General features: G+C 33.5%; 10 protein-coding genes and 1 pseudogene. 10 read left to right on the top strand and 1 reads right to left on the bottom strand.

Annotation, left to right across the window (positions count from 1 at the left end; translation table 11 throughout):
* Positions 1-15: 15 nt before the first annotated feature.
* The 4 genes and pseudogenes from gldL (at position 16) to IGB25_RS06420 (ending at position 4,405) form a co-directional block, all read left to right on the top strand.
* A pseudogene (gldL, locus tag IGB25_RS06435) lies at positions 16-659 on the top strand (gliding motility protein GldL).
* Between the two features lie 36 nt (positions 660-695).
* Positions 696-2,270, top strand: coding sequence for a gliding motility protein GldM (gene gldM, locus IGB25_RS06430; protein WP_211066669.1), 1,575 nt, complete (start codon positions 696-698; stop codon positions 2,268-2,270).
* Between the two features lie 15 nt (positions 2,271-2,285).
* On the top strand, positions 2,286-3,299 hold the full coding sequence (gldN, locus tag IGB25_RS06425; protein WP_211066668.1) for a gliding motility protein GldN: 1,014 nt from the start codon (positions 2,286-2,288) through the stop codon (positions 3,297-3,299).
* A 68-nt stretch (positions 3,300-3,367) separates the two neighbouring features.
* The gene (locus IGB25_RS06420; RefSeq protein WP_211066667.1) at positions 3,368-4,405 is read left to right on the top strand and encodes an FAD-binding oxidoreductase; all 1,038 of its coding nucleotides are present in this window, start codon (positions 3,368-3,370) and stop codon (positions 4,403-4,405) included.
* On the opposite strand, the gene IGB25_RS06415 is transcribed toward IGB25_RS06420, so the two are convergent.
* Positions 4,359-4,766, bottom strand: a complete 408-nt coding sequence (locus IGB25_RS06415; protein WP_211066666.1) for a DUF983 domain-containing protein — start codon at positions 4,764-4,766, stop codon at positions 4,359-4,361. The genes IGB25_RS06420 and IGB25_RS06415 overlap by 47 nt on opposite strands.
* A gap of 172 nt (positions 4,767-4,938) precedes the next feature.
* Between IGB25_RS06415 and IGB25_RS06410 the strand changes: the two genes are divergently transcribed.
* The 6 genes from IGB25_RS06410 to menA all read left to right on the top strand — a co-directional run bounded on the left by IGB25_RS06410 (position 4,939) and on the right by menA (position 12,796).
* Complete coding sequence (locus IGB25_RS06410; RefSeq protein ID WP_211066665.1) at positions 4,939-6,846, top strand: ABC-F family ATP-binding cassette domain-containing protein; 1,908 nt, start codon at positions 4,939-4,941, stop codon at positions 6,844-6,846.
* A gap of 420 nt (positions 6,847-7,266) precedes the next feature.
* Positions 7,267-9,006, top strand: coding sequence for a DEAD/DEAH box helicase (locus IGB25_RS06405; protein WP_211066664.1), 1,740 nt, complete (start codon positions 7,267-7,269; stop codon positions 9,004-9,006).
* Positions 9,007-9,074: 68 nt separating this feature from the next.
* Complete coding sequence (locus tag IGB25_RS06400) at positions 9,075-9,842, top strand: carboxypeptidase-like regulatory domain-containing protein (protein WP_211066663.1); 768 nt, start codon at positions 9,075-9,077, stop codon at positions 9,840-9,842.
* Positions 9,839-10,534 (top strand): NAD-dependent deacylase, encoded by a 696-nt coding sequence (locus IGB25_RS06395; protein WP_211066662.1) that lies wholly within the window; start codon positions 9,839-9,841, stop codon positions 10,532-10,534. Before IGB25_RS06400 ends, IGB25_RS06395 begins: the two co-directional genes overlap by 4 nt.
* Before the next feature lie 10 nt (positions 10,535-10,544).
* Positions 10,545-11,882, top strand: coding sequence for an adenylosuccinate lyase (gene purB / locus IGB25_RS06390; RefSeq protein ID WP_211066661.1), 1,338 nt, complete (start codon positions 10,545-10,547; stop codon positions 11,880-11,882).
* A complete protein-coding gene (menA, locus tag IGB25_RS06385; RefSeq protein ID WP_211066660.1) occupies positions 11,882-12,796 on the top strand; it encodes a 1,4-dihydroxy-2-naphthoate octaprenyltransferase in 915 nt (304 codons plus the stop codon). The genes purB and menA overlap by 1 nt, the downstream gene beginning before the upstream one ends.
* The last annotated feature ends 32 nt before the right edge of the window (positions 12,797-12,828 follow it).

The following is a 12,828-nucleotide window of genomic DNA, read 5'->3' as shown; positions in this document are numbered from 1 at the left end:
TAAAACTTAAAAATTATGGCAAAATCAAATACGTCAAAGAAAGTAATGAACATGATATATGGTCTCGGAGCCTCTGTTGTTATTATTGGAGCACTATTTAAACTTATGCACTGGCTTAATGGTGACTTTATGTTGATTATTGGTCTAGTAACAGAAGCAATTGTTTTTGCAGTTTCTGCATTCGAACCTGTTGATTCTGAACTTGACTGGTCTAAAGTCTATCCAGAACTCGCTGGTGAAGATGCTGACAGTAGAGCAAGAGAAGGTGTCGAGGCTGATGAAGAAGAAAAAGGGATATTGTCTCAAAAACTTGATGAAATGCTCAAAGAAGCTAGAATTGACTCTAATCTTATGGAAAGCTTAGGTGAAAGTATAAGAAGTTTTGAAAGTGCAGCTAAAAACTTATCACCAACTACAGATGGAATCAATTCTCAAAAGAAATACAGTGAAGAGCTTTCATTAGCCGCAGACAAATGGAATCTTTAAATAACTTGTACAAAGCACAAGTGGAGTCAGCTTCTAAACAAGCTCAAATTAATGAAGCTGTTGCTGATAATGCTAGTAAATTAAGAGAACAAATGGAGTCATTGACTAAAAACCTTAACTCTCTTAATGGAGTTTATGGCGGTATGCTTAGTGCTATGCAACCTAAAGCTTAATTCATCTCTTAATTAATATAAAAAATATAACATAATATGGCATCTGGAAAAGTATCACCAAGGCAGAAAATGATTAACCTAATGTATTTGGTTTTCATTTCAATGATAGCTTTGAATATGTCTAAAGAAGTTTTGACGGGTTTTGGTATCGTCAATGAAACCGTTACTGCGACAAACAAAACTTTTGAAGAAAAAAACAAAATAGCTCTCGAAGGTCTTAAAAAGAAAGCGATTGAGTCTAAAGAACAATTTGGTGAAATCGCTAAAACTGCAGAGCAAGTTTCAACACTATCTGATAATTATTATTCTTATTTAGCTACACTTAAAAGTGAATTTGAAGGCACTGTTGAAAATCCTAAGGATTATGAAGCAATGGATAAAGACTCTTATGTGAACGAAAAATTTATGATTAGTGGTAAATTAACTAAAGCTGGTCAAGAATTTATGCAGAAGATGGAAGAATATCGTAATGGTATGGAACAGCTTATAGGAGATTCGTATCCTAATGTGATAGAGAATGTAAAGGAAACCTTTAAAGAAGCTGATGTTGTAATAACAGATAATGATGGAAAGAAAATGGATTATATCAGTTATCATTATATAGGTTATCCATTAATTTCAACAATCACTAAATTATCTACGCTTCAGAATAACATTAAAATTAATGAAAATGAAGTGCTTTCTAAGATGTTCTCAGGTCAATTGGTAGAAATTGCTTCTATGAATAATTATTCAACACTGCTTGAAACTGAAAGAAGTGCGGTTTATCCTGGAAATAAATTTGATGGTAATATTGTTCTTGGAAGAACAGACTCAACTACAGTACCAACAACAGTAAATTTAAAATTAGACGGTCGCCAACTCGAAAAAGGAAAAGATTTTGAAATTGTTGGTGGAAAAGTAAAACTTAATGTTACAGCTGGTAATCCAAGTGAGCATAAAATTGAAGGTAAACTTGTGTTTGCTCAAGAAGATGCTGAAGATATTGAAGTTCCTGTAGAACAATCATTCCAAGTTATTCCTAAACCAAATCAAGCCATTGTTTCTGCTGATAAAATGAATGTCGTTTATAGAGGTATTGATAATCCTATTACCGTATCAATGCCAGGTGTGCCTGAAAATAATATTTCAGCATCTGCTCCAGGACATACATTTAGAAAAAAATCAGGTTCAACTTATATTTTAAAACCTGGCACGGGTAAGGAATTAAGCATCAAGGTAAACGGTACTATAGAAGGCGAAACTTTTAGCTCTTCAACCAACTTTAGAATTAAATCACTTCCAAGACCTACACCGACCATTCGTGGTCAAGTGGCTCAAGGTGGTGCTATAAAACTACCGCGTAAAGCTGTAGAAATATCTCCAATAGGTGCAATTTTTGAAGACTTTGATTTTGATATTTCACCTGTCGTTAAACGATTTACTATGAGTGTACCAGGTCAGGCTTCAGTTGTTGTTAACGGAGATAGATTAAACGCTCAAGCTAAAAAAACACTCGCCTTAGCTAAAACTGGCGATATCATTCAATTTTTTGATATTCGTGCAGATGTTCCAGGCGCTCAGGTTAACGTGAAAAGTATGCCTGCTTTGCTTGTACAACTTACAAACTAATTAAACATTTTATTTATGTCAATTCGTTTCATTTATATCATTGCTCTTTTTTTGACTTTCAGTCAAATTAATGCGCAGTCAAGTGTTTTAAATGCTAAATCACCTGACGATATTAAAAAATTATCTCAAGAAGAAGAAGAACTTGACGATAGCAAACCTTTACCTTATGGTTATGTTGACAAACGAGACATTATGTGGTCAAAAATTGTTTGGGAAAAAATCGATTTGAATCAAAAAATTAATTATCCCTTGTTGTATCCACTTGATGACGGTAGGCTTGGCGATAACAGACAATCATTATTTCAAGTCTTAATATCTTCTATCAAAAAAGGAGGAGAAGATCCTAATGCTGAAGGAGCAATAACTGAAGTGTATTCTACTAGCTATTTTCAACAAAAAAAGAGCTATGAAGAAATTCAAAATTCCTTGAAAGCTATCTTTTTACCTGATGTGGCTTTAGATTTATTAGGTCAGTATGGTATTACGGGTACCGAAAATGTACAATTGTTCTTGAATAGAGCTCTATCTAACGAACTTCAAAATTATCCTGAATTGTATTCAGATGAGTTGATTAATCAAATGAAACCTTATGTGATACCCACTGAAATTACAGGTGCTGATATCACTGCTTATTTAGTCAAAGGCATTTGGTATTTTGATAAAAGACAAGGAGCTCTTAAATATAGACTTTTAGGTATCGCTCCTGCGGGTTATGATATTCAAACTCAAAATCCCACTTATTCTGGCGATCCTAAAGTGATTCCTTATTTTTGGGTTTGGTTTAAAGATGCTCGTCAAGCTTTACACAAAGCCAAAGTTTTAAATTCTGATAATGGTGCACATCCTTTAACCTTTGATCACCTCTTAAATTCTAGACGTTTTGAAGCACTTATTTATAAAACTCAAAACATCTATGAGGATAGAGAAATTGAAAACTATATTCAAGACAATGCCTTGATGCAACTGCTTGAAGCTAGGCGTTTGAAAGAACAAATCAGAAATTTTGAATTGGATATGTGGACATATTAATTCCAATTTATAATCATTAACTTAACGCCTCTTTTATAGGGGCGTTTTTTTATTTACTAAATTTAAACATGAATAAGGATTTTCTTATCGTTGGTTTTGGCTTAGCTGGGCTTTCTGTTGTTAGACATTTAGAAATTAACAATACATCGTTTGATATTATTTCTAACAATTCACAGCTTTCTTCAAAAATTGCTGGTGGCATCATTAATCCCGTTGCCGTAAAACATATGAAGCCTGTATGGAATGTTGAAGTGTTTTTGCCTTATGCTAAGCTATTTTATCAATCTTTAGACAAACAATTATCAGGTGAAATTTATAAAAATAAATCATTAAATGTGTTTATTCATGATGTAGCACAAGAAAACAATTGGTATCAAGCTTGTGATAAACCAAGACTCTCGCCATTTCTTTCACCTGAAGTTTTAACAAATAAAAATCAAACTTTACTCACTGATAAGATTGGTGAAATAAAAGCAACATCAATTAATCTGCCTATTCTATTTCAGTGTTTAAAGCAGTATTATCAAAAACATTGGATAGATGACACATTTCAGCATAATAATTTAAAGGTTGATAAAAGCAGTATTTCTTATAGGAATAAAATTTACAAGCATATTATATTTTGTGAAGGTTTTGGGGTTGGTCAAAATCCTTTTTTTAATCATTTAGGAATTTATGGCAACAAAGGCGATTATATTATTTTTAAATCTAAAAAACTCCAAATAGAAGATCTTTATAAAGCCAAATATTTTTTGATTCCACTTGGTCATAATTTATATAAATTTGGAGCAACCTATCAACGACAACCTTTAAATCATCAGCCTTCTTTAACAGCAAAATCCCAAATGAGAGAAGCTTTGAACAAAATGATCAATTCACCTTATGAAATTGTTGACCAAGTTTGTGGCATCAGACCCACAACTAAGGATAGAAGACCAATTTTAGGTTCGCACTCAAAATATAAAAACCTTCATATTCTCAATGGGTTTGGAAGTCGTGGGGTTATGTTGGCTCCTAAATTAGGTCAAATGTTGATAAATCATATTCTTAAAGAAACACCTATTGATCCTGAAGTTTCTGTTCAACGTTTTCACGCTCAGATTTAGGCTTATAACTAAAAAAAAGATTGATCCAAATATTACGTGATAAGCGCATTATCACAGGCATCAATAAAATTAAAACCCCAATTATGCTCATAAAAGACGCAAAAACTTCAAGACCTATAAAGAAATAAGTAATGATAAAGGTAGCCACAGCTATTGCAACGCCCAAAGCATAACTCACATACATAGCACCATAAAAAAACGATGGCTCAATTTGATATTTTGTACCACAATGTGAACAACGTTCATACATATCATGGATATGCTTTAATTTGTAGGGATTGTTTTCTTTATACATACTTTCTTCGTGGCAGACCGGGCAAGATCCTGTAATGATGCTATAAATTTTAAAACCTTTAAGCATTTGTATGTTTTCTTAGATTATAAATACAAAAATACCAATATTTGCACAAACTTACGTCATACCGAATGTTATTTTAAATGTCTTCCACATATGCGGAATCCTTAAAATATACATCGGTATTATGTCTGTAGCACATTATTGATAATATTATTAAATCAAATTGATATAACTTATGCTTCACACTTCCGAACTTTCTTTGTCTTTTGGTGGCGAATATGTATTTAAAAATATCAGTTTTAGACTTGGTGCTAACGAACGCATCGGTTTGATCGGAAAAAATGGTGCTGGAAAATCAACTTTACTTAAAGTTATTGCTGGTGAACAAGCTTATGACGAAGGTCAAATTTCAAAAGATAAAGAAGTTTCTATCGGATTTCTTAAACAAGATATTGAGTTTGAAGAAGGCAGAACCGTTTTAGAAGAAGCTTATCAGGCTTTTGAAGAGATTAAAACCATAGAAAAAAAACTTGAATACATCAATATTCAACTCGCTGAACGCGAAGATTACGAGTCTGAAGCATACCATCAACTTATGGTTGACCTCAACACATATCAACATCAATACGAAATTCAAGGTGGCTATAATTATCAAGGTGAGACTGAACGTATTCTTAAAGGTTTAGGCTTTAAAGAAGAAGAACTCAATAAGCTTACAAATACATTTTCAGGCGGTTGGCGAATGCGAATAGAACTGGCCAAACTCTTATTGCAACAAAATGATATTTTATTGCTTGATGAACCAACCAACCATTTAGATATAGAAAGTATTATTTGGTTAGAAAAATTTCTCAATCAATCTTCAGCTTGTGTGCTTATTGTTTCTCACGATAAAATGTTTTTAGACCATGTGACCAATCGCACTATTGAAATTTCTCTTGGAAAAATATACGATTTCAACAAGCCTTTTTCAGAATTTAAAATCCATCGTGAAGAATTACGTCAGCAACAAATAGCAGCCCAAAAGAATCAACAAAAAGAAATAGAACATACCGAAAAACTCATCGATAAATTTCGTGCCAAAGCCAACAAAGCGTCTATAGCCCAATCGCTGATAAAAAAGTTAGACAAAATTGATAGAATTGAAGTTGAGCAAGAAGATACAGCTACAATGAATATCAAATTTCCAGTATCAAAACGTCCTGGAAAAGTCATTATCAAAGCTGAACATCTATCAAAATCTTATAAAGATAATCTTGTTATTAAAGACATCAGTTTTACCGTTAATCGCGGTGATAAACTCGCTTTTGTAGGTCAAAATGGTCAAGGGAAATCTACCTTAGCCAAAATTATAATGAATGAAATTTCTTACGAAGGCCACGTTGAATTGGGGCACAATGTTGAAATAGGATATTTTGCCCAAAATCAAACCGAATATCTCGACGAAAACAAAACCGTTTTAGACACCATGATTGATGCAGCCAATGCCCAAACACGTCATAAAGTGAGAGATATTCTCGGCTCTTTTTTGTTTAGTGGCGATGATGTGCACAAATACGTCAAAGTGTTATCTGGTGGCGAGCGAAACAGATTAGCTTTGGCTAAAATGCTACTCAATCCATTTAATGTTTTGATTATGGATGAGCCAACCAATCATTTGGATATGCAATCTAAATATGTGCTTAAACAAGCCTTGCAAGCTTTTGATGGCACTTTAATTTTAATTTCACACGACAGAGATTTTCTTCAAGGTTTGTCAGAAACCATTTTAGAATTTAAAGATTCAAAAGTCAAAACATTTCTGGGAAGTATTAATGAATACTTGAAATCAAGAGAAGCAGAAGACTTTAGAAGTATTGAAAAACGCTCTGAAACCAAATCAAAAAAAGCCGATAAATCTAATGATTATCAACGTCAAAAGAAATACAAATCGCTTTGCAACAGATTGAGCAAAGTCGAGTCTGAAATCACAAAATTAGAAAAGGAAATTAAAGAATCTGACCAAAAGTTAGCTTATGATTACGAACAAACCATTGCTGAAGACGGTTTTTTTGACAAATACAACACCAAAAAGAACAATTTAGAACAATTGATGAGCGACTGGGAAAAAATACAACACCAAATTGATGAATTGGATTTGTGATACCAATTATTTCAAAAATAAATCTATCATTCATCTAAAAATGAGGCTATTTATAAACTTTATTTGGTGAAGAAACCTATATAAAAGCACAACTTGTGGTAACACAAAATCAAAATAGAAGCTATATATTTTATCTTATTTTTAGGAGATTTAATCTTTTCATAAACGATTATTTTTTTACGTGAAATACTAATTTGAATGAATATATCGTGAATAAAAAGATGAAGTTATAAACCGATATGCCAACCTGAGGTAGGCAGATTTTTATGAATTCTGTACTTACAACATTTAAAATAACATTCGGTATTATGCTAAGTTTGCTAAATGTTGAATTAAATTTTTTTGTGCGTTTAATCGAATGTTGTTAAATCATAGTGATTTACAATTTTATTCCACTATCTTTGCACTCATTTTATTTTTATGACAAATTTTTCTTCCTTAGGCTTACAGGAAAATCTTCTAAAAGCCATTACCGACTTAGGTTTTGAAACCCCAAGTGATGTCCAAATCAAAAGTATTCCTATTCTTTTAGAGCAAAAAACCGATTTGGTTGCACTGGCTCAAACAGGTACAGGTAAAACCGCCGCATTCGGATTTCCTTTACTTCAATTGACCGATGCAAATCAAAAAACAACCCAAGGTTTAATTTTATCGCCAACGCGTGAGTTGTGTTTACAAATCACCAACGAGCTTGAGCAATATGCCAAATACATCAACAAACTCAATATTGTTGCCATATATGGCGGAGCGAGTTTGCAAGACCAAGCCAAACAAATTAACCGAGGTGCTCAAATTATTGTGGCTACACCAGGACGAATGAAAGATATGATTAAAAGAAAAATCATAGACATTTCAAAAATTGAATATTGTATTTTAGACGAAGCCGACGAAATGCTCAATATGGGCTTTTATGAAGATATCACAGAAATTTTATCTCACAGTCCAAAAGAGAAAAGCACGTGGTTGTTTAGTGCAACGATGCCTAAAGAGGTTTCAGGCATTGCTAAAAAATTTATGAACAAACCTGTAGAAATTACCGTTGGACAACGCAATGTTTCTACTAAAAGTGTGAGTCATTCCTATTTTACAGTCAGTGCAAGAGACCGTTATAATGCTTTGAAACGCTTGGTTGATGCCAATCCTGATGTGTATGCCGTTGTGTTTTGTAGAACCAAACGCGACACTCAAAAAGTGGCAGAAAAACTGATTGAAGATGGCTACAACGTCGCAGCTTTGCACGGCGATTTAAGTCAAAACCAAAGAGATTTGGTGATGAAAAGCTTTAGAAATAAACAAGTCCAAATGCTTGTGGCTACCGATGTTGCCGCCAGAGGTATTGATGTAGATGATATCACACACGTGATCAATTACCAATTGCCTGATGAAACTGAAATCTACACACACCGTAGCGGTAGAACAGGAAGAGCTGGCAAAACCGGTAAATCTTTTGTGATTATCACCAAAAGTGAGCAACGCAAAATTAAAACTATTGAACGCATTATCGGTCAAAGCTTTAAAGCTGAAAAGCTACCAACTTCAGAAGAAATATGCGAAAGCCAAATGTTTTACCTCGCTGAAAAAATCAAAAACACAGAAGTCAATCACGATATTGATGTGATTTTACCAAAATTAGAAGAAGCTCTATCAGATTTAGACAAAAGCGAATTGATTAAAAAATTCTTCAGCGTAGAATTTACACGCTTTTATAACTATTATAAAAACGCACCGAGTGTTGAACAGTTAGAAAACACAGTACATAAAGACAGGTCAAGCGATCGCTCTTCAAGAGGTGGTAAATCTTTTGGTGATGAAAATCGCTACTTTATCAACCTTGGTGAAAAAGATGGTTTTAACTGGATGTCGCTAAAGGATTTTCTGAAAGAAAACTTGAATTTAGGTCGTGATGATGTGGGCAAAGTTGATGTAAAAGATACGTTTTCATTTTTTAACACCCCAAAATCACAAGAGGATAAGGTGTTTAAAACCTTTGAAAATTTTCAACATAACGGCAGATCTGTTAATGTAGAAATTACTAAAGACAAAGGTCGCGGTGGCAAAAAAGGAAATTTTAAACGCAAAAAAGACTTTGGTTCTAAACCACACAGAAAAGGTAGAAATGACAGTAGAAATAAATCTATTGAGCGTCGCCGAAAACGTTGATCTGTTAATTTTGCATAAAGTCTAAAGGATAAATTTCACCTTTATTTGATTTTAACTATTTTAGACCGATGAAATATTTAGTTTATATTAGCTTTTTCTTTTTGTGCAGTATATCACTACTTGCACAAGATAAAGAAATCTATGATATAAAAGGTCGCGTGCTTAATGCGACCAATGATAGACCATTGTCTAATGCCAATATCATTAATATTAATACAGTAAAAGGCACAGTTTCTGACCCTAATGGTAAATTTACAATCAAAGCTTCAATCAACGATACACTTTATTTTTCTTACATTGGTTTTAAGTCCATGCAAGTCAAAGTTACTGAAGATTGGATAAAATACGGTGAAGTTAAAGTCAAAATGACTGAAGTAGCCATTGCCTTAGAAGAAGTTACCGTTAAAGAAATCAAATTGACAGGTTATTTAGAAATTGATGCTAAAAATATTCCTGTTTACGACAATTTTAGATATCAAATCTCAGGTTTAGATTACGGTTACGAAGGTGGGAATTATCAGAAGAGCTCATTTTCAAAAACACTTGACGCTATCTTTAATCCTACAGATTTACTCTATAATGTCTTTGGCAAAAAACCGCAACAAATGAAAAAATTGCGGCAGATGAAAGAAGATAAATCCATCAGAGATTTACTGGTAGATAAGTATAATCGCGAAACACTTTCTGCGGTTTTGCAAATTTCAATATCTGATATAGAAAAAGTCCTGAAACGTTGTAATTATTCAGAAGACTATATCAAAAATGCTAATGATTTACAACTTTTGGACGCCATAAGCAATTGCTACGAAAACTACAAAGCGATTAATCCTAAATGAGTGCAAAACCGAAAAAAAAAATTGTAGTCTTATCAGGTGCTGGTATCAGTGCCGATAGCGGTTTGAAAACCTTTAGAGATGCAGACGGTTTATGGGAAGATCACGATGTTAATCAAGTTGCTACACCACAAGCTTTTGAAACGAATCCGCATTTGGTTTTAGATTTTTATAACCAAAGAAGACGTCAACTCAAAACGGTTGAACCCAACAAAGCTCATCAAATTTTAGCTGATTTAGAAGAAAAATTTGATGTAGAAATTATCACTCAAAACGTAGATGATTTGCACGAAAGAGCAGGAAGCAAAAAAGTGACGCATCTGCACGGCGAGCTTTTTAAAGTCAGACCTGTCAACAATCATAATCGATTGATAGAATGGAAAGAAGATTTACAAATGGGAGATACCGACGAACATGGCAATCAACTTAGACCACACGTGGTTTGGTTTGGCGAAGCTGTCCCTATGATGCAAAAAGCCATCGAAATTGTTGGTACTGCTGATATTCTGATTGTTATTGGCACATCACTTCAAGTTTATCCTGTCGCTGGTTTGATAGATTACGCTAACCCTGACATTCCTGTTTACCTTATTGATCCTAAACCCAGCATCGATGAAAGCTCAAATCTTCGTATTTTTGCAAAAACAGCTGTGGCTGGTATGGAAGAATTAAAATCAATTTTACTTAAACTTTAATTTGTTAGATATGAGTGCATTAAATGCCATTTCACCCATTGATGGTCGATACCAATCCAAAACTTTAGAGCTCAATGATTTTTTTAGTGAATATGCACTGATTCGTTATCGGGTTAGGGTAGAAGTGGAGTACTTTATCGCTCTGTCTGATTTAGACTTATCGGCATTACCAAGTTTAAATAAAAATCAAAAAGATGAACTGCGTCAGATATATAAAAAATTCAATTTAAAGGACGCCGAATCTATTAAATCTATTGAAAAGGTCACCAATCACGATGTCAAAGCGGTGGAGTATTTTTTAAAAGAAAAATTTGAACAACTCGGTTTAGCCAATTCTAAAGAATTTATCCATTTCGGATTGACTTCACAAGACATCAATAATACAAGTATTCCTTTATCGTTGAAAGAAGCAGTAGAGTCGGTTTATCTAATTTTTTTAGATGAATTAATTGCTAAATTATTAGAATTAAGCGAAAACTGGAAAAACATCCCGATGTTGGCCAAAACTCACGGTCAGCCTGCATCTCCAACCCGATTAGGTAAAGAAATTAAAGTTTTTGCCATTCGTTTGCTCGAGCAGAAAAAACAATTGCTACAAGTGCCTTTTTCAGCCAAATTTGGCGGTGCAACAGGAAATTTTAACGCTCATCACTTGGCATTTCCTAATGAAGACTGGAAAGCTTTTGGTAAAAATTTTACCGAAAACTATTTAGGATTATCCTATTCATTTCCAACAACACAAATCGAGCATTACGACAATCTCGCAGCTTTGTTTGATGTGTTGAAGCGCATCAATACCATCATCATAGATTTGGATCGAGACGTTTGGTCTTATATTTCTATGGGTTATTTTAAGCAAAAAATCAAAGAAGGAGAAGTTGGTTCATCAGCTATGCCACACAAAGTCAACCCTATTGATTTTGAAAACAGTGAAGGTAATCTCGGTTTAGCCAATGCTATTTTTGAACATTTATCAGCTAAGTTGCCCATAAGCCGTTTGCAACGCGATTTAACGGATAGCACCGTTTTGCGAAATATAGGAACGCCTTTTGGTCACACGCTAATCGCCATAAAATCCACTTTAAAAGGTTTAGACAAATTATTATTAAATGAAAAAGCCATACATCAAGATTTAGAGCAAAATTGGGCTGTGGTTGCAGAAGCTATTCAAACGATTTTGAGACGAGAAAACTATCCCAATCCTTATGAAACCCTAAAAGCTTTAACACGAACCAATACTGAAATCAATGCTAAAAGTATAGCCGATTTTATTGAAACCTTAGACGTTTCTGATGATGTAAAAAATGAATTAAAACAAATCACACCCTTTAATTATACTGGTATTTAATGAAAAGTTCAAAAATTTCTGCTTGGATTGATGCAGCCAGATTACGGACATTACCTTTGTCAGTTTCTGGAATTTTGGTCGGTAGTGGATATGCCGTTTATCATAATTGTTTTGATTGGCTGATATTTTCTTTCGCTATTTTGACCACATTGTTATTTCAAATTTTATCCAACTTTGCCAACGACTATGGTGATGGTGTGAAAGGCACAGATAATAATGAACGTCTCATTCCACAACGTGCTTTTCAAAGTGGAAAAATCACAAAAACTGATTTTAAAAAGGGCTTAATTATCACATCAATTATAAGTTTTCTTTCTGCTATAATTTTAATTTTAATCGCTTTTGGATTTGAAAATGCACTGATGAGTTTACTTTTTCTTATTTTAGGACTTATTGCCATTTGGGTAGCTATAAAATATACCGTTGGTGAATCGGCTTATGGTTATCGCGGTTTTGGCGATGTGTTTGTGTTTTTGTTTTTTGGACTTGTAAGTGTTTGTGGGTCTTACGTGTTGTATGCTAAATCTATAGATGGGATAATTTTTCTCGGTGGTATTGGCATTGGTTTGCTCAGCTCAACCGTTTTAAATCTCAACAATATGAGAGATGTCAATTCTGATAAAAACGCCTATAAAAACACTTTAGTGGTATCTTTAGGTGAATTAAACGCAAAATATTACCATTCATTTTTGATTAGTTTTGGGATTTTAGGACTACTCGGATTTTATATTGTAGCAGGTTTTTCAAAGTGGATTTATCTAAGTCTTATAACAGCTTTTTTCTTAATTAAACATTTGAGTTTTGTTTTGAAAAACAATAACCCGAAAAATTTAGATCAAGAACTTAAAAAAGTGTCTTTATCGACGTTTGGAATTGCTTTGTTGTTTTTTGTGATACAGTTTTTTGTGAAGTAGAGTTTTAAAATACATCACAACTTAGCATTTTG

It is taken from the genome of Flavobacterium sp. CS20, from assembly GCF_018080005.1.
Classification (GTDB): Bacteria; Bacteroidota; Bacteroidia; order Flavobacteriales; family Flavobacteriaceae; genus Psychroflexus.
The sequence above is the reverse complement of the archived record's forward strand: the minus strand, read 5'-3'. Positions and strand labels throughout refer to the sequence as shown.